Annotated in this window: 17 protein-coding genes; 7 read left to right on the top strand and 10 right to left on the bottom strand. The window is 70.2% G+C overall.

The features are described from left to right. Positions 1-128: 128 nt before the first annotated feature. Together ABD793_RS09505 and ABD793_RS09500 are read left to right on the top strand one after the other, a co-directional pair. Complete coding sequence (locus tag ABD793_RS09505) at positions 129-1,301, top strand: hypothetical protein (RefSeq protein ID WP_344857694.1); 1,173 nt, start codon at positions 129-131, stop codon at positions 1,299-1,301. Continuing rightward, complete coding sequence (locus tag ABD793_RS09500) at positions 1,294-4,974, top strand: FkbM family methyltransferase (RefSeq protein WP_344857692.1); 3,681 nt, start codon at positions 1,294-1,296, stop codon at positions 4,972-4,974. Before ABD793_RS09505 ends, ABD793_RS09500 begins: the two co-directional genes overlap by 8 nt. A gap of 24 nt (positions 4,975-4,998) precedes the next feature. On the opposite strand, the gene ABD793_RS09495 is transcribed toward ABD793_RS09500, so the two are convergent. Further along, positions 4,999-6,150, bottom strand: a complete 1,152-nt coding sequence (locus tag ABD793_RS09495; RefSeq protein WP_344857690.1) for a hypothetical protein — start codon at positions 6,148-6,150, stop codon at positions 4,999-5,001. A 191-nt stretch (positions 6,151-6,341) separates the two neighbouring features. Here ABD793_RS09495 and ABD793_RS09490 point away from each other — a divergent pair, with 191 nt between their 5' ends. After that, positions 6,342-8,003 (top strand): acyltransferase family protein, encoded by a 1,662-nt coding sequence (locus tag ABD793_RS09490; protein ID WP_344857688.1) that lies wholly within the window; start codon positions 6,342-6,344, stop codon positions 8,001-8,003. A 130-nt stretch (positions 8,004-8,133) separates the two neighbouring features. Here the strand turns inward: ABD793_RS09490 and ABD793_RS09485 are convergent, their stop codons facing one another. The 8 genes from ABD793_RS09485 to ABD793_RS09450 form a co-directional block, all read right to left on the bottom strand. Next, entirely contained in the window at positions 8,134-8,808 is a 675-nt protein-coding gene (locus ABD793_RS09485; RefSeq protein WP_344857686.1) for a response regulator, read from the bottom strand. Continuing rightward, positions 8,805-9,929, bottom strand: coding sequence for a sensor histidine kinase (locus ABD793_RS09480; RefSeq protein ID WP_344857684.1), 1,125 nt, complete (start codon positions 9,927-9,929; stop codon positions 8,805-8,807). The genes ABD793_RS09485 and ABD793_RS09480 overlap by 4 nt, the downstream gene beginning before the upstream one ends. A gap of 209 nt (positions 9,930-10,138) precedes the next feature. Continuing rightward, the gene (locus ABD793_RS09475; RefSeq protein WP_344857682.1) at positions 10,139-10,957 is read right to left on the bottom strand and encodes an endonuclease/exonuclease/phosphatase family protein; all 819 of its coding nucleotides are present in this window, start codon (positions 10,955-10,957) and stop codon (positions 10,139-10,141) included. Positions 10,958-10,979: 22 nt separating this feature from the next. Continuing rightward, on the bottom strand, positions 10,980-11,456 hold the full coding sequence (locus ABD793_RS09470) for a peptidase inhibitor family I36 protein (protein WP_344857680.1): 477 nt from the start codon (positions 11,454-11,456) through the stop codon (positions 10,980-10,982). 43 nt (positions 11,457-11,499) lie between these two features. Continuing rightward, entirely contained in the window at positions 11,500-12,363 is an 864-nt protein-coding gene (locus tag ABD793_RS09465; protein ID WP_344857678.1) for a hypothetical protein, read from the bottom strand. Between the two features lie 58 nt (positions 12,364-12,421). Beyond that, the gene (locus ABD793_RS09460; protein ID WP_344857676.1) at positions 12,422-13,762 is read right to left on the bottom strand and encodes a protein kinase domain-containing protein; all 1,341 of its coding nucleotides are present in this window, start codon (positions 13,760-13,762) and stop codon (positions 12,422-12,424) included. Beyond that, entirely contained in the window at positions 13,759-14,487 is a 729-nt protein-coding gene (locus ABD793_RS09455; RefSeq protein ID WP_344857674.1) for an FHA domain-containing protein, read from the bottom strand. The genes ABD793_RS09460 and ABD793_RS09455 overlap by 4 nt, the downstream gene beginning before the upstream one ends. Positions 14,488-14,534: 47 nt before the next feature. Next, the gene (locus ABD793_RS09450) at positions 14,535-15,383 is read right to left on the bottom strand and encodes a helix-turn-helix transcriptional regulator (RefSeq protein WP_344857672.1); all 849 of its coding nucleotides are present in this window, start codon (positions 15,381-15,383) and stop codon (positions 14,535-14,537) included. 103 nt (positions 15,384-15,486) lie between these two features. Between ABD793_RS09450 and ABD793_RS09445 the strand changes: the two genes are divergently transcribed. Genes ABD793_RS09445 through ABD793_RS09430 form a run of 4 tightly spaced genes read left to right on the top strand, consistent with a single transcriptional unit; the run spans position 15,487 to position 18,824 of the window. Next, positions 15,487-16,932, top strand: a complete 1,446-nt coding sequence (locus ABD793_RS09445) for an MFS transporter (protein WP_344857670.1) — start codon at positions 15,487-15,489, stop codon at positions 16,930-16,932. 45 nt (positions 16,933-16,977) lie between these two features. Then, positions 16,978-17,496, top strand: coding sequence for an RNA polymerase sigma factor (locus ABD793_RS09440; protein ID WP_344857668.1), 519 nt, complete (start codon positions 16,978-16,980; stop codon positions 17,494-17,496). Then, positions 17,489-18,376, top strand: a complete 888-nt coding sequence (locus tag ABD793_RS09435) for a VOC family protein (protein ID WP_344857667.1) — start codon at positions 17,489-17,491, stop codon at positions 18,374-18,376. Before ABD793_RS09440 ends, ABD793_RS09435 begins: the two co-directional genes overlap by 8 nt. Before the next feature lie 52 nt (positions 18,377-18,428). After that, positions 18,429-18,824 carry a hypothetical protein gene (locus tag ABD793_RS09430; protein ID WP_344857666.1) on the top strand — a complete coding sequence of 132 codons (396 nt, stop codon included), beginning with the start codon at positions 18,429-18,431 and terminating at the stop codon, positions 18,822-18,824. 2 nt (positions 18,825-18,826) lie between these two features. Here ABD793_RS09430 and ABD793_RS09425 read toward each other — a convergent pair whose 3' ends face one another. Next, positions 18,827-20,599: a gamma-glutamyltransferase family protein gene (locus ABD793_RS09425; RefSeq protein WP_344857665.1), complete on the bottom strand. Its 1,773-nt coding sequence runs from the start codon at positions 20,597-20,599 to the stop codon at positions 18,827-18,829. Between the last annotated feature and the right edge of the window lie 26 nt (positions 20,600-20,625).

Here is a 20,625-nt window from a genome sequence, read left to right as displayed (position 1 = left end):
GCCGCCGCCGAAGCCGACCCGCGAGGTCAGGCGGGGTCGTGACCGTGCACAATGTCCACGTCGTCACACACATCGGGTCGCGGTGACGCACCAAACCGTCGCCATGCCGACAGATAAGGGGGACCCTGGTGTCCTGGCAGGAGGAGCTGCGCCGGCTGGACGAGGAGCTCGCGTCAGGGCGGCTGTCCGCGGACGACTACCGCATCCGCCGTGATCAGGTGCTGTCCTCGGCCGTCGGCCAGCAGGACCAGCCCGCTCCGCAGCAGCCGTCGAACGCGGACTCGACCCAGGTGATCTCACCGGTCAGTCCGCCCGGTGGGCAGCCGCAGCCGACTCCGCCGCAACAGCCCCCTGCCGACGACAGTGCCGAGCGCACCCAGGCCGTGCAGTCGTGGCAGACGCAGCAGCCGAGCGCCGACCCCGGTGGCCGCACCGAATACGTGCGGCCGAACCAGCAGCCGCCGCAGACCCCGTACTCCCCTCCCGGTGGTTTCCAGCAGGCACCGTCGTCTCCGGCGAGTGGTTTCCCGCAGGCGCAGCAGCCGTGGAACGCCGCGGAAAGCGACCAGACCCCGCCGTGGGGCGGTGGCGATCTGCCGCCGCTCGGCCCGTCCGGTGGCGATTCCGAGTGGGTCCGCCAGGGCCCGGAGTACTTCAACGACAAGCCCAAGAACAACAACGGGAAGAAGATCGGCGCGATCGTCGGCGCCGTGGTGGTACTGGCCGCGATCGCGTTCGGCGCCTACTGGCTGTGGGGTCGTGACAGCGGTGGCGGCAACGAGCAGCAGAACGCCCAGCCTTCGCAGCAGAATTCCCAGGCGCCGAAGCCGCCCGACCCGCTGCCCGTGGCGAGCATGCCCGGACAGGCCGAGACGCACGACGACATCACGTCGTTCACGCAGGTCGACACGCTCAAGTACCTCAACCCGCAGGAGCTGTCGGCCTACCAGTCGGCGAGTGCGAGCAAGGTCAAGTTCGTCGTGTACCACCTGGAGGACGGCAACCAGATCACCCTGCTGCTCACCCAGACCACCAGCCCGACCGCAGCACGCAATGCGGCCGAGAAGCTGATGGAGGTCCAGGTCACCAACGGGGCCAAGCGCGACACCACCGCACCGAACGGGGTGTACGCCACCTCGATCGACGCGAAGGACGGCCAGCCCGCCCAGCTGCGCGGGCACTACGCGCGCGGCAACGTGCTCGTCCGCGTCGAGGTGTCCGGCACGGCAGGCGCCACGGCGAAGTCCGACTTCACCTCGGCACTGAACCAGCAGCTCACCGCCCTGCCCGCCGATGCCTGAGCCGGGGACCACTGCCTGCACCATCGTCGCCCGCAACTACCTTCCGGCGGCGCGGGTACTGGCCCGTTCCTACCTCGAGCAGCATCCGGGCGGCCGGTTCGTCATCGCGGTGATCGACGCACCGCGTGACGAGGTGCGCCGCGACGACACCGGGGCGGACGTCGTCGGGCCGGCGGCGTTCGGCATCGACGAGGACGACTACCTGCGGATGGCCACGGCGTACTCGGTCACCGAGCTCGCCACGTCGGTGAAGCCGTACCTGCTGCGGGAGCTGCTCCGGGAGTCGGCGGCGGCAATCTACCTCGACCCGGACATCGAGCTGTTCGCCCCGATCACCGAGGTCGGCGAGCTGGCCGACGAGCACGACATCGTGCTCGCGCCGCACTTTCTCACCCCGCTGCCGCAGGACGGCCTCGAGCCGGACGACGCGGTGATCATGGGCACCGGCATGTTCAACCTCGGCTTCATCGGGGTTGGCCGGGGCGCCGGGCCGTTCCTCGACTTCTGGGCGGGACGGCTGCGCCACGACGCGATCGTGGCGCCCGAACAGCAGCTGTTCACCGACCAGCGGTGGGTCGACCAGGTACCTTCGCTGTTCCGCCACCACGTGGTGACCGACCCGGGTTACGACGTCGCGTACTGGAACCTGCACGAGCGCCCGATCGCACGCGAAGCCGACGGCGCGCTCACCGCGGGGGGCGCGAAGCTGCGCTTCTTCCACTTCAGCGGTTACCGGCCGGAGAAGCCGTGGCTGCTCAGCTTCCACTGCGCGCGCAAGCCGCGCGTACTGCTGTCGCACAACGATGACCTTCGCGCGATCTGCGACGCGTACGGCGCGAAGCTGCGCGAAGCGGGGTACGCCGAATCACTGGACTCGATCCCCTACGGCTTCAAGGACTTCCGCGACGGCACGCCGGTGCCGAAGCTCGCCCGGCGCGTGTTCCGCGAAGGCTGGATCAAGGCCGAGCGCAAGGACAAGCCCGCGCCGCCGCACGCGTACGGCGAGGACGGCGGACAGGCGCTGCGCGAGTGGCTCGCCACGCCCGAGGACCAAGGGCAGGCCGCAGCCGGGCTGAACCGGCTGACGCACGCGATCTGGACGTCGCGGATCGACCTGCAGATGGCGTTCCCGCACCCGTACGGCGACGACGCGGACAGCTTCCGCCACTGGTGCACCGGCTCCGGCGTGGCCGAGGCCGGGTTGCCGGAGTGGGCGCTGCCCGGCGATCCGGTGGACACCCATCCCCCGCACGACGAGTTCGGCGTGAACCTGCTCGGCTACCTGACCGCCGAGCTGGGTCTCGGCGAGATGGGCCGGATCGTGCTGGAGGCCATCGAAACCGGCGGCGTGCCGGTGGCTTCGGTGCTGGAGGAGAAGGCGGTCTCGAACCGGACCGGTATCGAACGGCCTGCCACGGTCGGCGATCCGCGCTTCCCGATCAGCGTGTTCGCGGTGAACGCCGACCAGACCCGGGTGATCCTCACCAACCACCCCGAGGTCGGCGCCGGCCGCTATCGGATCGGGCTGTGGGCGTGGGAGCTCGAGGATTTCCCGCAGTGGCAGCACGAGGCGTTCGGGATGCTCGACGAGGTGTGGACGGTCAGCGACTTCTGCCGCCGCGCGATCGCCGCGCATTCGCCGATCCCGGTGAAGACGATCCCGGTGCCGGTGCGCGATCCGGGCGAACCGTCCCCGCCCGCGCGGGAACAGGGTGAACCGGTGCGGTTCCTCTTCGCCTTCGACTTCAACAGCGTGGCCGAGCGGAAGAACCCGTGGGGCACCGTCGAGGCGTTCCAGCGCGCGTTCCCCGGCCGCGACGACGTACGGCTGACCATCAAGACGATCAACGCGAAGCTGCACCCGAACACCGCCGAACGGCTGCGTACGGCGGTGCGCGGCGACGACCGGATCGAGCTGGTGGAGCGGTACCTGGCGGTCTCCGAGCTGCACGAGCTGTACGAGCGCAGCACCTGCTACGTGTCGCTGCACCGCAGCGAGGGCTTCGGCCTCACCGTCGCCGAGGCGATGGCACGAGCGATGCCGGTGATCTCCACGGACTACTCCAGCACCACCGAATTCCTCGACGCGAGCACCGGTTGGCCGGTGCCGTACCGGCTGGTGGCGGTCGGCCCGGACAGCCACCCCTACCAGGCGGGCGCGACCTGGGCCGAGCCCGATCTTGCCGCGGCCGCGGCAGCGATGCGCCAGGTCGCCGACGATCCGGACGAAGCCGTGAAACGCGGGCTCCGGGCCCGCGACACGATCCTGCGCGACCGTTCGATGGCCACCGCCGCCGAATGGATGCGCACCGAGGTGGAGCAGGCCTACCGCACCTGGCAGGAGCGCAAGCACACCACTGCCGGCGCGCCTGCCCCCGCGCATCCGCTCACGCCGTTGCAGCAGGCCACCGAGGCGTTGCGCTGGCGGCCGGAGGCGGGCACCGCGTCACGGCTGCCGCTCGCCCCCGCGTTGCGCAAGGCTGTGCTGCGCGCAATCGACCACTACGACGTGCACCAGCGCAACGTCATGGGTGCGCTGCTGGCCGCGACCGAAGAGAGCAACCGGCGGCTGCTCGACCGCGTCGAAGGCCTGGAGCGCGACCTCACCGAGACGCGTCGCTCCGCGGCGATCATGCACGGCATCGGCGAACGGTTCGAGGGGCTGCGCAACACCGTCGAAGAGCTGCGCCACCGCGCACCGGACACCGATCTGGCGCTGCGCAACCTCGAAGGCGACGTGGCGAAGCTCCGCGAGGGGTACGGCGGCATCGGCTCCGAGATCGAGGCGAGCACGGCCACCGTGCACCGGATGTTCTCCTCCCGCGACGAGCGGCTCGACGCCGACGAGAAGGCCATCCAGCGGGTGACCCTCGACGTCAGCGCGATGCGCGACGCCGCCCGGCTGGCGCACGCCCCGGTGCCGCGCGGGGCCGACGTGGTCCCGTGCGACGTCGGCGCGCTGCTCATGCCGGTGGACGAGGTCATGCTGCCGTGGATCGTGTTCCACCGGTCGTGGGAGGACAGCGAGGCCGAGCTGATGGCGGAGCTGGCCACCGGCACGTTCCTCGACGTCGGCGCGCACGTCGGCTACCACACACTGCGGCTGCTGCGGTCCACGCCGGACGTGACCGGGGTGATCGCCGTGGAGGCCGATCCGGTCAACGCCGGGTTCCTGCGCCGCAACGTCGCGGTCAACCTGCCTGCCACGGTGGCCGAGCAGGTGACCGTGGTCGAATCGGCCGCGTGGGACGCTCCGGGCACGGTGCATCTCGCGCAGGCGTCACCGGGCAACAGCGGAGACAACCGGGTGAACGCGGACGGACCGGGTGTGGCGGTCCCCGCGGTCCGGCTGGACACCGTGGCCGAGGTGACCGGGCAGCGGATCGGGCTGGTGAAGGTCGACCTGCAGGGCCGCGACCACCGGGCGCTCGACGGCCTCACCGAGGTGCTGCGCCGCGACCGGCCGCACGTGGTGTGCGAGTTCGACCCGGGCGCGATCACCGAACTCGGCGACGATCCGGTGGCGGTCCTGTCCGGCTACCGGGCACTCGGCTACACGCCGAAGATCGTCACCGACGACGGCCCGGCGAGCGAGACCCTTGACGACGCGGCGCTGATCGCGGCAGCGAAGGCGGACGAGAAGGAGTTCGTCACGCTCTGGCTGGCGCCCTGACTCCGCACGCACCTGGCGCCGGGTTCACGGTGCCAGGTGCGCGATCGTCATCAGGTACGCGCCGTACCAACCGCTGAGCACCGCAGCTGCGGGAAGCAGGACAGCCAGCACGCGGTTCGGCAGTTTCGCCAGTACGAGTGCCAGCGGCACGGTGAGTACGAAGGCAGGCAGCAGAAACCGGGCGCGCGACTGGAAGTAGTTCGACGAGCACAGCGCGATCACCACGGTCAGCGTGCCGTAGATCTGCCACGGCAGCGGCAGCCTGGTGGCCCACGTCCACAGCTGCAACGCCACCGCGACCAGCACGATCAGCGCGGTCACGGTGACCCAGCCTGCCCGGTCGACGGTGAGCCCTTCGCCGATCTGGGCCAGCGTGAACCGGCCGAAGTCGAAGTGCATCTGCCAGGCGTTCTGCAGCCAGAACCAGCCGTCCGGGCGGCCGGTGCGGATCCACACGTAGGCCAGGTAACCCAGCAGTCCCAACGGCGCGAGCAGCCCGCCTGCCCACGGCCGCCAGCCGTCGCGGCGGCGGAAGACCGCCACCAGCGCGGCCACGCCGACGGCGGCGACCAGTGCGCCCGCGCTCGCCCGGGTCAGGCCGGCCAGCAGGGTGAGCGCCCCCGCGAGCAGCCACTGGCGGCGGGCCACCGCGACGAGCGTCCAGGCCACCAACGCCATCAGCACCGACTCGGAGTAGGCCAGGTGCAGTGCCGCGGACCCGGGACCGACCGACCACAGCACCGCCATCAGCAAACCCACCCGCGGGCCTGCGAAGTCGCGGCCGAGCACGAACAGCCCGCACGCCGCGGCACATCCGGCCAGCAGCGACACCACGAGCCCGGCAGGCAGCGCCGGAATGCCCACCAGCGTGAGAATTGCCACGAGTCCCGGGTAGAACGGGAAGAACACCATGCTGTTCTCGCCCGGAGCCCCGTCCGCGCCGATGACGACCGGTTGGTCGTAACCGTTCTGCGCGACGGAGAGGAACCAGTTCGCGTCGAAGCCCTCGACGAACCGGCCGGGCGACACGTCGGCCTTCCAGCTCATCAGCCACAGCACCCCGAAGGAAACCAGCTGGAAGAGCAGGTAGAGCCCGATCGACGGCAGCGCCTTCCGGACCGCGGTCGGCAACGGGGACGGGCGCTCGACGGTGTCGTCGAGGGTGGACTGCGGCACGCTCCCCGGGCTCCTGAACTACTCGCGCAAAATCGGACGATTTCCTTCCCGATCGTACCGGTGAACCACATATTGCGAGGCCAGAACGGGTGCCGTGCCGCAAACGCACGATCCGGTCATCCCCGGGGAGTAGTCCGCACGCGCGGACGAGGCGCTACCCTGCTCGAAGCAGTCGGGCCGGAAAGACGGGGGTGGTCGCGCTGGCCGAGCAGCCACCTGCCGCGCTGGCCGAGCAGCTGCCCGCAGAGCCCAAGAAAACCCGGATCGTCTTCATCGACATCGGCCGTGGCCTCGGCGCTCTGCTCGTGTTCTACAGCCACATCGCACACCCGTGGGTGATCGCGAAGCACGACAGCGCGCCGTACGTCACCTTCATCGAGGCGCTCACCAGCGACCCGATGCACATGTCGACCCAGGGCATCGGGCAGATCGCGGTGCCCTTCTTCTTCCTGGTGAGCGGGTTCGTGGTGACACCGATCGCGCTGCGCCAGGGCACCGGACGGTTCGCGCTGAACCGGTTGATCCGGGTGTACGCGCCGATGCTGTTCGTCGTGCTGCTCACCGCGTTCCTGCTGGTGGTGAACCTGCACCCGCCCGCGACCGGGCAGTCGCAGGAGCTGACGCCGCTGACCGTGCTCACCAACACGGCGCTGGTGAACTACCTGATCTACCCGCAGGTGGTGCTGGTGCCGGTGGCGTGGACGATGATCATCGAGGTCATCTTCTACGCCCTGCTGGTGGCCGTGCTTCCGCTGCTGCGCCGCTGGACCTGGCTGGCGATCGCGATCGAGCTGACGTTCATCTTCGTGGTGATGATGAGCCGGTCCCAGCTCGGTCCGTCCTGGTCGCTGTTCGCGGTGAACGTGTCGTACCTGCCGGTGATGGTCATCGGGCAGACGATCTGGGCCACCACCTCGAAGAAGATCCCGCTGTGGACCGGTGCCCTCTTCGGCGCCTGCGCGTGGTCGCTGTACGTGCTTGCCGACATCATCGACGTCGGCCGCGTCGACTCTTCGTACAACCTGTCGATGGCGTTCGCGGTGGCGTGCTTCCTGCTGGGGATGTTCGCCGAGGACAAGCTGAAGCAGCGGAAGATCTGGACCACGCTGTCCGAACGCAGTTACTCGATCTACCTGCTGCACATGCTGGTCACCTTCGTGCTGCTGCAGCTGCTGCGCCCGGCGGTGCCGCTGCCGATCGCGCTGGTGATCGTGATCCTGGCGGTGTTCGGCGTGGTCGAGGTCAGCTACCGGTTCGTGGAGCGGCCGAGCCATGCACTGGCCCGCCGTCTTTCGCACCGGCCGAAACCGAAACCGGCACCGGAACCCACCGAAGACACCGAAGACACCGAAGACACCGACGTCACCATGGAAATCCCCAGGGTGCCCGCCGCGCGGCCGGGACCATCTCGTCCGCCCCGTCCGGCGGCGAACGGCCGGGCACCGCGGGCCAACGGACGGCCACAGCCGCAGACTCGTGGTGAACAGCGCCGCACCTCGCAGTCACCGGCTCGGGGTGAACAGCGCACCTCGCAACCGCAGCCGCGAACTGAACAGCGCGCCGCACAACCGCGAGCCCGCGGTGAGAACCGCACCGCACAGCCACCGGCACGCGGTGAACAACGCACCGTGGTGGCCAGGCCGGCCGGTGGCGCGCACCGGGCGCGGCCGCCACTGCCGGAACCGGGACCGGACCGCACCGCGGAACCGCCGGTGCGCCGGGCCACGCCACGGCGGCGGCCGTCAGCTCCGCCGGAGCCGCACCACCAGCCGGACCAGGAAAACCACGGCCAGCGCGGCGACCACGACGATCTCCCAGGCCATCGGAACTCCTTCCGCCGGACCCCTCGCTGAGTACTGATGCTCTCCTCGACAAGGCGTCCGGGCGGGGAGGACGTTCACCGACACGGCGCAACTCACACCTTCGGGCGAGCCCGGGATCAGCACGGAGAACGGCGTCCGCGGTGCCGGGCGCTCGGTCTCGTCACTGCCCGCCACGGCGTGGGGTGACCAGGCCGGATTCGTAGGCCAGCACCACCAGCTGAGCGCGGTCGCGGGCACCGATCTTCGTCATGATGCGGCTCACGTGCGTGCGCGCGGTGGCCGTGGAGATCACCAGGTGAGCGGCGATTTCGTCGTTCGACAGGCCGCCCGCGACGAGCGCGAGCACCTCCCGTTCCCGCTCGGTCACCGCGGATACCGCGGAGGTGTCGATACGCCGGTGCTCGGGACGGCCGACGAACTCGGCGATCAGCCGACGGGTGACCGTGGGCGCGAGCAGTGCCTCGCCGTCGGCGACCACGCGCAACGCACGCAGCAGCTCGACCGGCTCGGTGTCCTTGAGCAGAAATCCGCTGGCTCCGGCGCGCAGTGCTTCGTAGACGTACTCGTCGACGTCGAAAGTGGTCAGCACCAGTACCTTCACCCCGGCGAGTTCGGGGTGGCCGGTGATCCGCCTGGTCGCCTCGAGGCCGTCGGTACCGGGCATGCGCACGTCCATCACCACGATGTCCGGCCGGTGTTCGAGCGCGACCGCCACGGCCTGTTCGCCGTCACCCGCTTCGCCGGCCACCTCGAAACCGTCTTCGGTCTCCAGCAGCACCCGGAACCCGGCGCGGACCAGTGCCTGGTCGTCAGCCAGTACCACGCGAATCGTCATGTCTCCCCTTCCACGGGCAGCTCGGCGTGCACCTCGAAGCCTCGTTCGGTGACGCCGGCCTCGGCAGTGCCGCCGAGTGCCGCCGCGCGTTCCGCCATCCCGCGCAGCCCGTGGCCGGGGACCGGCTGCTCGGCGCCGTGTCCGTCGTCGCGCACGGTCAGCGAGAGGGTGCCCTGGTGGCGCTCGAGCCGGATGTCCACCTCGCGGGCGCCGTCCGCGTGCCGGACGACGTTGGTGAGCGATTCCTGCAGGATCCGGTAGGCCGCACCGTCGACCGGGGCCGGCAGCTCACCGGCCGCACCGTGCACGGTGACGGTCAGTCCGGCGGCGCGCGCGTGGTCGAGCAGATCGCCGATCTGCGCCAGGCTGGGCGCGGGCGCGCGGTTCTCGCCGGAACGCAGCACGGCGAGCGTGGCACGCAGATCGTTGAGCGCCGACGCACTGGCCGACTTGATGTTCAGCAGCGCCTCTTTCGCCTGCTCCGGCCGCCGGTCCGCGACGTGCGCGGCGACCCCGGCCTGCACGTTGATCATCGCGAGACTGTGCGCGACCACGTCGTGCACCTCGCGGGCGATCCGCAGCCGCTCCTGCTCGGCCATCCGGTGCCGTCGCTCGTCGGCCTGTTCACGACGGGCCGCGGCCGCCGCGAACTGGTACCGGACAGCCGTCGCGATGCCGATCACGGCCGCGGCCCACAGCACGACGAAACCGGCCGAAGCGCTGATCGCAAACGATTGCGTCGGCACGACGTGCGCGACGTAACCGGCCACCAGCACGGCCGTGCCCACGCTGCCGGCGACCACCGGCCCCGTCCGCCGGGTGAGCAGGAACAGCGCGATCGTGGGGACCACGATGACCGGTCCGCCGGGTTCCGCCGCCGACGCGTAATAGGCGTACGCCGAGGCAGCGGTGAGCACGAAGATCGGCAGCGGGTAGCGGTGGACCAGCAGCAGCGTGAGCACCGTGGCCGCCAGCCACAGTGCGCCGAGCGGGCTCAGCACCTGCCCCTGGTGCTGCCACCGGCCGGCCGCGCTGGTCGTGGCCAGCACGAACGCGAGCACCACGACAGTCCGGAACACCCGCCCGAACCACGGGTTCCGCTGCCGCCACCACTCCTGCATGAGGCTGAAAACTACCCGGCAAAACGGGCCCGCGCGTCCGCTCAGAAGCGGAGAGCCGCGCTACGCCCGGCGTGGTACCGGGATGCGCTTTCCGCCCGCGGCGAGATCCCGGAGTCCGGAACCGGTCCGGTTCATCCGGGATCTCGTCGGGCCGAAGCCGGCCGAGCCGCTCCGGTCAGCCGGACCGGACGGCTGCCCGCCCACTCAGCTCACCGGCTGGCTTTCGCCCACAGCAGGTGGTGATCGGACACCCCGACCGGGACCGCGTCCGCGCTCAGCGCACGGTATTCGCCGGAGAAGAACAGGTAGTCGATCTTCCCCGCACCGTCGGTCCCGCCGTGATCGGTCGTCGCCTCGCCTGCGCGGCGACCGCAACGTTCACTGGCTGCTTCGTAGAGCTTGCCTGAGCCGTTGGGGCGGTAGCAGGAGGCGAACATCGGATCGATGATGTCCGCCCGCGGTTCGGTGTTGAAATCACCGCCGATGATCACCCGGTAACCCGCCGCCTCGAATTCCTGCGCTTTGCCCGCGACGAACTCGACCTGCTTCTTGCGTTCCTCCTTGAATTCCCCTTTGGACAGATGGGTGACACAGGCCATGGACTTGCCCTCGGTGGCTGCCACGCACAGCATCCGCCGTGGTTCCGACTGGTCCGAGGTCTTCGGCAGCCGGTAGTCCGCGTATTCGCGCACCGAATTGTGCACGAAGATCGCGTTGCCGTACTTGGTGCCGTTGTCGCAGGTCGGCCCGGTGGCCCCGGCAGCGGAGTGGTATCCCTCGTCCGCCAGCCGCTGCGTCAACCGGGTGTACTGCGACCCGCACACCTCGTTGAGCGTGACCACGGACGGCTTCCGGTCCTCGACGCTGTTCGCCACCGCGTCGGCGACCCCGGTATCCCCGCCGTGCTGTGTGTTGCCCGCCAGGTTGAACTGCAAGTAGACCCGTTCGGTCGCGGCCTGCGCGGTCGCCGGCGCCAATGCCGCGGCCGCGGCCAATGCCCCCACGAGACAGATGCGGCTCCGTTTCACTTTCCCTCCCCTCGGACACCGATCAGCAGCCGGCCACCCATTTGTGCGAGCTGATCCGGTTGTCGGCGTTGGTGCCGTTGGTGAACGTCCAGTTGGCCAGATTCGTTGCGTACTGGTGATACCCGAGGCAGATCGAGCCGCCTTGGTAGTCGGCCAGCCGGTAGAACCGCACGCTGGTGTCACCACCGCCGGCGGTGCCGTTGTTCAGCAGCGAGGACGCGCTGTTGTCGTCCTTTCCGGAGCACCCCTTCGTGTTTCCGTAGTTGGAGTCGTTGCCCAGCATGCTGCAGATCGGCTTTCCGTCGCAGCCGGTGCCCGAATAGATGTGCACGTACCCGCTGTTGGCGGTCTTGCCTGCGCACACATCGGCCTTGGCACCGGCGGAATGGGCACCGGCAGGCCCGGCCGCGGCCGTCGGCTCGGCGCTGGCCAGACCGGGCAGCGCGGCCAGTCCGAACAGGGCACCTGCGAACACTCCGGTAACAACCTTGCTTCTCATTTTTCCCTCTCCTTTTCAGCCACGGCGATTCCGCGGCAAGTCCTCAGGAATTCCGGGCGAGGAGTTCTTCGGCCCGGCCCAGCGCGTCGCGCCGGAGGCGCTCGGTGGTTTCGACCTCGGCGCGGTACTGCTGCCGGATCTCGTCGCCGTATTGCCGGTCGAGGTCCCGTGCCACTTTCGACAGCGGCGTGGCCAGTGCGCAGTCCGCTTCGGCGACCGCCAGTTCCACCTCGGTCCGGTGCGCTCGCGAAGGGCTCTGGCCGTCCGTGAGCTCGGGAAGCTTCTGCTGGATCTGCTGCGGGCTCGCGTAGGACAGCCCGGCCGAGTGCATGCAGCCGGACCAGGCCGTGACGGCCTTCTGGAACCGTGGATCGCCGGTCACCTTGGGCTGGTAGAGCGACGAGAGGTTGCCTGTCACCGTGCTGGCCCGTACCCAGGCGGCGAAGTCGCCGTAAAGCGTTCGCTGTGCCTCGGCGAGGCAGCCCGTATCGCTCTGCCCGATCGTCGCACCGCCGGGCACAACGACCTCGACCGCGCTGGAACCGGTGCCGCCGTAGGCCGCCGCAACCGCAGCACGCCGGTCCTCGCTCAGTGCATCCAGGTACCGGCGGTTCGGGTCCTCGGCCTGCCTGCGTTCCCGCTGCGCGACGAGGTCGCCACCGTAACCGTGCGCGCGTGCCCAGGCCGGATCGTCGACGACGTAAGGGAATTCTCGCCGTTCGTCGGCAGTGGCGGGGGCAGGCGGCCAGTACCGGAACCCCTGTTTCGCCATGCACTGGACGACAAAAGTGCCCTCCGCCCGCTCGATGAGCGCGGCCCCCGCGGCACGGTCCCCGACCGTCGATGCGGCGCAACCGGCTGCCAGCACCGTGGCGACCAGAGCGGCGCTCCCCCGGAAAATCCCCATGCGCATCAGCGTGCTCGGGCCGCACGGCAGGCGGTACCTCAGACTTCAGAGGTTGCGATCAGCAGCGCTCGACCCACCGGTGCGACATCGGCGCGTAGGTGCCCTGCAGGTTCCCCTGTTGGTTCACGCCGGTGCACCCGGTCCGGTGCGTCACGCGGGCGAGGTCGTCGCCGACCGGGGTGAAACCCTCGCCACGGTAGTAGGCCACGTCGTGGAGCCTGGTCCGCTCCTGGTTGTTGTTGAAGACCGACCGGACCGGGCGCTGCGCGGCCCATCCGCAGGTCTCGGCGCCGGCCAGCCAGTCCGGATCGTCACCGGTCCAGCTGCAGATCTCCCCGGTTCCGTCCGGTCCGCTGAAGAAGCACACCGAACCCGCCTCGCAACGGTGGTAGCCGTAGTCCGGTTCGTCGTCGCCCGTCAGGTACATCGCGGCAACGCCAAGCATCGCGGCCACGACCGAAGCGGCCATCGCGGGCCGCTGCCATCGGAGCGGACGCAGCCGCGGCAGGCGAGCGGCACGAGTGGTCCCGGTGATCGCTTCGATCCGGCGCAGCAGCGAGCCCGCGTCGTGCGCGGCACGTTCTTCGTGGGTGCGGGAGAGACAGTCGGTGACGATCGGCCGCCAGGCCTCCGGCAGATCGGGAGAAAGCCGCAGCTCCTCCGTTCCGCGTGCGTAGCGCACGGTCGCGTCCCGGCGTGCTGCGGCCGTACCGCCTGGCAGCGGCAGTGTGCCGGTGAGCACCAGGTGGGCGAGCACGCCGAAGGCCCACACGTCGGTGCTCGGCCGGATGGCCCGGCCCCGTTCGCTGATCTCCGACCACACCAGCTCGGGCGGCGTGTAGTCCAAAGTGGCGAAGGCAGGACCGTAGGCGTGCGTTCCGGTCAGCTCGGCTGCGAGGTTGAAGTCCGCGAGCCGGACCGTACCGTCTTTCATCACCAGGACGTTGGCCGGTTTGAGATCGCCGTGCACCCACCCGGCGTGGTGCAGGTGGTGCATCCCTTCGCAGACCTGGGCCAGTAGCGCAGGCCCGGACGGCGGCCGGGTGTTGCGGGCCAGCAGGGTGTCCAGCGAACCCTCGGCGCGCTCGAGCACGACGGCGGTCGCACCGTCCAGTTCCGGGCGATCGGGCGCATCGACGGTGAGTACTTCGTACATCCGGATCAGACGAGAGCTGCGCAGCTTGCTCAGCAACTGCACTTCGGCGGCGACGAGCTCGCGCAGGTGCGCTGCCTGGCGCGGGGTGTGCGTGCCGGTGGGCAGGATCTTCAGTGCGGCAACGAGGGGGAACTCCCGGTCCGCGGTGACCCGGTGTGCGATGTGGACGCTGCTGAACGAGCCGGTGGCGAGGACGTCGCGCACCTCCCAGCGACCCACCCGCAACCCGGTGGCACTGCTCATCGAGGGTCCAGGTGGCGGAGATCGTGCTCGCCGACGAGGTCGAACCGCACTGCCAGCGACACCAGCGACGTCTTCTTGCCGTTCACCCTCGGACCGAGATCGGCCTCGTCCGGACGTGGTTTGAGGCGCATCTTCACCGCCAGGTAGTCGATGTTCCACTGGACGGTGGCCCTGGTGACGCACGGCCACACCGGACGCAACCGCTCGACGAGCTGGTCGACGGTGGGCAGCGGGGCCAGTGGCAGTCCGCGCAGACGGGGCTCGCTCAGCGCGGCGAGCACCAGGAAGTACCGCTTGGTCCGGTCGAGCGGGAACGCCGCGGCCGTCGGTTCCCCCGCGGTCTCGACGTCCTCGTCCAGGTACTCGTGCCGGGGCGCCCACACGTCGAAGCTGAGCAGGTCGCCGCCTGCCGGCAGCACGACCCGCGAGAACTCGAACGGCACCGGCGCCGCGATCCGGCCGGGACCGACCTTGATGTGCTCGCCTGCCCCTTCCGGGTTCTCGACGACGTAGGTCTGGGTCCGGCTGCGATTGGTCAGCGTCCAGTGCGTGCCCGCCGCCGAGATCGTGCCCGCCCGGCGGGACACCCCGCCGTGCGCGATCCGCAGGTGGCCGTCTCCGGACACGGCCGGTTCACGGCCGAACTCCAGTGACTCGCCGGGGCCGAGGCGGAGTTGTTCGTTGGTGTGATCACCGGCCGAGGGGACGACGATGATGCTGAACATGTGCTACATGAGCGCCGACGAGCCGAGCAGATACCTCGTCCGGTGAATCAATCGAACGTCTTCGGCAGCTTCGCCGCGGTTTCCTCGTCCGCCGGGGTGTAGGTGGACACCAGTACTTCCGAACGGCGGCCGGTGTAGAGGTAGGTGAAGCGGAAGGTGAGCAGCCCGGCCTCGGGGTGCCGGTAGCGCTTGATCGGGATCGGCTCGGAGTTGACGTCGTGCCGGCTCCACAGGTCCGCGAACAGCGGCGACTCCGCCTTGAGCCGCTTGACCAGCGACTTCCACGCGGGCTCCGCGACGTGTTCGGCCATCGCCGCGCGGAAGGCTGCGATCATCCGCGGCAGGTTCTCCTCCCAGTCCAGCGTCCGCTCCCGCCACTGCGGGTTGAGCAGGCACTGCACGAGGGTGTTGCGTTCCTCGAACGGGATCGTGTCGACCTCGCCCATCAGCCAGGTGTAGCCACGGTTGTAGCCGAGCAGGTCGTAGCGCGCGTTGCGGACGGCGGCGGGGAACGGCTCGAGCTTCGTCATCATCGCCCGCATCGAGTCGGTGACCACGGAGCACTCCTTCTCCGCGGTCGGCGGCTCCGGCGCACCGGCGAGGGTGAACAGGTGGACGTGCTCGTGCGGGTCCAGGCGCAGCGTGCGCGCGATGGCGCCGAGCACCTGTTCGGAAGCATTGATGTCCCGGCCTTGTTCGAGCCAGGTGTACCAGGTGACGCCGACCCCGGCGAGCTGCGCGACCTCCTCGCGGCGCAGGCCGGGGGTGCGCCGCCGTCCGCCGAGCGGGAGGCCGACCTGCTCGGGGGAGATCCGGGCGCGCCTGCTGCGCAGGAACGCACCCAGCTCGTCCCGGCGGAGCCGCTGTTCGCCGGCCGGTTCGGCAACGGAGGTCACGAGTACCAGGTAAACACATCGCGGAACCTGTTACCAGGTAGTCCCAGTACCAGGATGAACCCGCACCTGGTACCAGGTTCGAAATGCCCGGAACGTAGTAGTCATGACGACGAACACCACCACCGCTCCGGCGTCGGCCACCGTCGCCACCGGAGCACCGGCCGGTCCGGCACTCACCTCTGCCGGACTGGTCACCGTGCTGCTGGGGGCGGCACTGCCGATCATCGACTTCTTCATCGTCAACGTCGCCCTGCCCACCATCAACGCCGACCTGCACGCATCCACCGCCACGCTCGAGCTCGTCGTGGCCGCCTACGGCATCGCCTACGCGGTGCTGCTCGTACTCGGCGGCCGCCTCGGCGACACCTTCGGCAGGCGGCGGCTGTTCCTCGTCGGGCTCACCCTGTTCACGCTCACGTCGCTCGCCTGCGGTCTCGCCCCGAACGCCACGACACTGGTACTGGCCAGGGCCGCGCAGGGAGCCGCCTCGGCAATGCTGCTGCCGCAGGTGCTGTCGATCATCCAGGCAGGCACCACCGGCGAACGACGTTCGCGTGCGCTCGGTCTGTTCGGCGCAACCGGCGGGATCTCCACCGTGATCGGCCAGCTGCTCGGCGGCGCGCTCGTGGCAGCCGACCTCTTCGGGTCGAGCTGGCGGCCGATCTTCCTGGTCAACGTGCCGATCGGCATCGTCGGGCTGCTGCTCGCGCGGCGCACGGTGCCGGACAGCCGCGCGGCGAACCCGCTCGGCGTGGACCGCTGGGGTACCGCGCTGCTCGCCGTCTCCCTGCTGTCCCTGCTGATCCCGATCATGGAAGGCCACGCGCTCGGCTGGCCGTGGTGGACGATCGCACTGCTCGCGCTCTTCCCGTTCGCCGCATACGGGTTCGTCCGCGTCGAAACGAGTCTCGAACGGGCGGGCGGCACTGCACTCCTGCCGCCCGCGCTGCTGCGCACGGCCAGCGTCCGGCACGGGCTGACGGTGGCCGTGCCGTACTTCTGCGGCTTCGGCTCGTTCATGTTCGTCTACGCGGTCACGCTGCAGGACGGCCTGCACCTCGGACCGCTCGGCGCCGGGCTCGCACTGACGCCGATGGCCGTCGCGTACTTCACGACATCGCTGGTCAGCAGCCACCTGGTCGCTCGCTTCGGGCGGAAGATCGTGCCGATCGGCGGTGCCGTCCTCGCGCTGGGGCTGGCCGTGCTCGCCGGATCCGCACTGCTGGCCTGGCCGGAAGTGTCGCTCTGGCAGCTCGCGCCCGCCATGGTGCTGGTCGGCGTCGGCAACGGGATGATCATGAGCACGCTGTTCCGGGTGGTGCTCTCCCGGGTGCCGACGGACCTCGCGGGAGTCGGCGGCGGTGTGCTCACCACGACCCAGCAGACGTCACTGGCGCTCGGCGTCGCGGTGTTCGGCAGCCTGTTCGCGAGTCTGAGCCTGCCGGGCGCACTCGGCTTCAAGGAGGCATTCGTGCTGGTCATCGGCCTGCTGGCGGCACTGGCGGTACTCGTGAGCCTGCTCGCGCGGAAGCTGCCGGACCCGCGCTGAAAATTCACCCGGCGGAAAACCCCGCTCCCGGACGACGATGGGGATGTGACGGAACCTCGGGTACAGGAAGACCCGGCCTTCGCGTTGCTCGGCTGTTACGAGACGGCCCTGCCGGAGGTCTACGGCTACCTGCTTGCCCGCTGCGGCGACCGCGTGCTCGCCGAGGAACTGACCTCGGAGACGTTCCTCGGCGCGGTCGCCGCCTGCCGCAAGGAGAACGCACCACCGGTGAGCACGGCCTGGCTGATCGGAGTGGCCAGGCACAAGCTGGCCGACCACTGGCGGCGCACCGAACGCGAGCAACGAGGGCTGCGGCTCGTCCCCGACGCGGGTGTCGAGGACCCCTGGGACGAGCGGATCGACGCCCTGCGGGCACGGCAGGTGCTCGCGTCGCTCACGACGGCGCACCGCGCCGTGCTCACCCTTCGTTATGTCGACGGTCTTCCGGTTGGCGACGTCGCCGCTCACCTCGGCCGGACCGTACATGCGACGGAGGGGTTGCTGACGCGGGCCAAAGCCGCGTTCCGTCGTAGCTACCAGGGGAAGGAGGGGCGCGATGACTGAGCCGTTCGACGCACTCGCGCTGCCCTCGTCGCCGGTCGACCCCGATCCGGCCTTCGCCGAGCAGCTGCGGGACGACCTACGCCGCCTGATCCTGAACGGAGCAGAGATGACCACTACCGAAACCACCACCGGCACCGCCGAGATACGCGCGCTCACGCCGTACATCGCGGTGACCGACGCGCGCGCCGCACTCGATTTCTACGTCGAGGTGTTCGGTGCCCGCCGCCGGTCCGAGCCGATCGTGATGGACGACGGCCGGATCGGGCACGCCGAACTCGCCATCGGCGACGCGGTGCTGATGCTGGCCGAGGAATTCCCGGAAATGGGCAACGTCGTGGCGCCGGAAGGCGGCGCGCTGGTCCGGGTGGAAGTCCCGGACGTCCGGCGCAGCGTGCAGCGGGCTGTGGAGCTGGGTGCCGAACTGCTGCGCCCGGTCGAGGACCGCGGCTACGGGCTCGGCGGCACGATCAAGGACCCGTACGGCCAGCGCTGGCTGGTCGGGCAGGCCGCTGCAGCTGCCGCGGTCACCGGACAGGAGAAGCACGGCGAGGCGATCTATTTCACCTTCCAGGTACCCGATGCGGAGAGGGCGAAAGCGTTCTACGGCGCGGTCCTCGGCTGGCAGTTCTCGCCCGGCAGCGTGCCGGACGCCTGGGGAATCCAGGGCCACGGGCTGACCGGTGGCCTCTGGGGCGGACCGGAGCGGCAGACCGGCTGGAAGCTGATGTACGCCGTGGACGATCTCGCGGCCGCGCGCGCCACGGTGCGCGAGCGCGGCGGTACCGCAGGCGAAGTGGAGCACCACCCGTACGGCCGGACCGCGGACTGCGTCGACGATCAGGGCATCGAATTCTGGTTGTGGGAGCGGCCCGCCGAGTGAGATCGGTCAACTCGCGGGCAGCATCCGCGCCGCACGGGCGCACACTCGGGAGATGACTGGGCACTGGAAGCCCCTCGACGACGCGGAGCTGGCCGCAGGCTGGCGACTGTGGCTGGAGCTGGGTTCGTGCGCGTGGCCGGGCCCGGACTGGGACGGCACGCCTGCCGAGGCAGTGCGTGGTCTGGACCGGTGCTTCGCCGCCTGTGACGAGATCCTCGCCGGCTACCACCGGGGCGGCGGTCCGGCCGACGCCGCGGTGGCAGGCCTGGTCCGCTCGGTGATCCTCGCCGCGAACTGGACGCTGGAACTCTGGCGCGACGACACGAGCCCGCTGGACGAGGAACGGGCCGCGTTGCTGCACGCCGACCTTTCCGGATTCGCCGACCACGCGGAGAGCGTGCGCGCCATCCTCGCCACCGGTGGTGGCTGGGCTTCGCTGCCGATCTGAGGTCAGCGGCCCACTGCGTAGCCCTGCATGCCGCGCGCGTTGGCCGCGGCACGCAGCAGGCCACCGCGGCGGGAGACCGCGGAGAGCCTGCCCAGTGCCCAGTCCCCCGCCTCGACCACCCGGTGGCCACGCTCGGCCAGCTCGCCGAGGGTGGCCCGGCCGAGCCGGGATTCGGCGACCACCTCACGCGGGTGCCACGACCGCGGGTAGAACGAGCTGGGGAACGCAGTGGTGTGCCAGGCCGGCGCGTCGATGGCCTCCTGCAGGTTCAGGCCGCCGACGGTGTGCGCCAGCCAGAAGCACAGCTGCCACTGGTCCTGCTGGTCACCACCCGGGGTGCCGAAGGCCAGCACGGGCTCGCCGTCGCGCAGCGCCATGGACGGCGACAGCGTGCTGCGCGGGCGTTTTCCCGGTGCGAGCGAGTTGGGCAGACCCGGTTCGAGCCAGAACATCTGCGCCCGCGAATCGAGGCAGAAGCCGAGCTGCGGGATCGTCGGGCTGGACTGGAGCCAGCCGCCGGACGGGGTCAGCGAGATCAGGTTGCCCGCCGCGTCCACCACGTCGAGGTGCACGGTGTCGCCGCGGACCTGCCCCTGCGGGCCGACGGTGGGCTCACCGGTGGCGCCGTCGCCCGCGGTGGCACCACGCAGCGCGTCGAGGATCGCGGGCAGCTTCGGCGCACCCGCTGCCGCCCCTGGGCGCAGCTCGCCACTCGCCTCGGCACCGATCAACGCCCGCCGCGCCTGCGTGTACTCCGGGGAGAGCAGCACGTCGAGCGGCACGTCGGTGTCGCCGTACCAAGCCTCGCGATCGGCGAACGCCAGCTTCCCGGCCTCCACCGCCAGGTGCACCGTGCGGGCTGACGGAATACCGTCCACATAGCACAACTCATCGCGGAAACCGTTCAGCAGCAACGCTTGCTGCGCAAGTACCGGACCCTGCGTCCAGCCGCCGCACTTGACCAGGCTCCAGTCGCCGAGGTCGGTGATCAGCGCGTCCTCATAGGACGCACTCCAGGACGCGAGGTCCTGTGCGGTCAGCAGACCCGCGTGGTCCCGGCCGGAAGAATCACGGAAAGCGTTGCGGCAGAAGGCTTCAATCGCCTCGGCAACGAAGCCCTGCGACCACGCACGGCGCGCCGCGTCGATCTGCGCCTCCCGCCCGGACGCGGCTTCCGCCTCGTCGAGCAGCCGCTCCCAGGTATCGGCGAGCGCGGGATTGCGGTGCACCTGCCCGTCTGCCGGTGGTTTCCCGTCCGGCAGCCACAGCGCGGCCGAGGTGGGCCAGTGCTCGGTGAACAGCTCCTGCACGGCCCGCACGGTGTCGCCGACCCGCCCGACCAGCGGCACTCCGTTGCGGGCGTACCCGATCGCGTAACCCAGCACCTCGCGCAACGACTTCGTGCCGTGATCACGCAGCAGGAGCAGCCACGCATCCCAGGCCGCGGGCACCGTGGCGCACAGCAGCCCGCTGCCGGGGATCAGGTCGAGGCCCAGCCCCGCGACGTGCTCGATGGTCGCCGCCGCGGGCGCAGGCCCTTGTCCGGCCAGCACCCGCGGCGTGCGATCGTCCGCGGTCACGAAAATCCCCGGCACCTGCCCGCCCGGACCGTTGAGATGCGGTTCGGCCACCTGCAGCACGAACCCCGCGGCCACCGCGGCGTCGAAGGCGTTGCCACCGTTCTCCAGCACCGCCATCCCGGTGGCCGAGGCCAGCCAGTGCGTGGACGCCACCATGCCGTGCGTGCCGGTCAGCTCCGGCCGGGTCGTGAACATGCCCGGGATCGTACGCGTTGCTAACT

It is taken from the genome of Amycolatopsis ultiminotia, from assembly GCF_039536925.1.
Taxonomy (GTDB): domain Bacteria; phylum Actinomycetota; class Actinomycetes; order Mycobacteriales; family Pseudonocardiaceae; genus Amycolatopsis; species Amycolatopsis ultiminotia.
The sequence above is the reverse complement of the archived record's forward strand: the minus strand, read 5'-3'. Positions and strand labels throughout refer to the sequence as shown.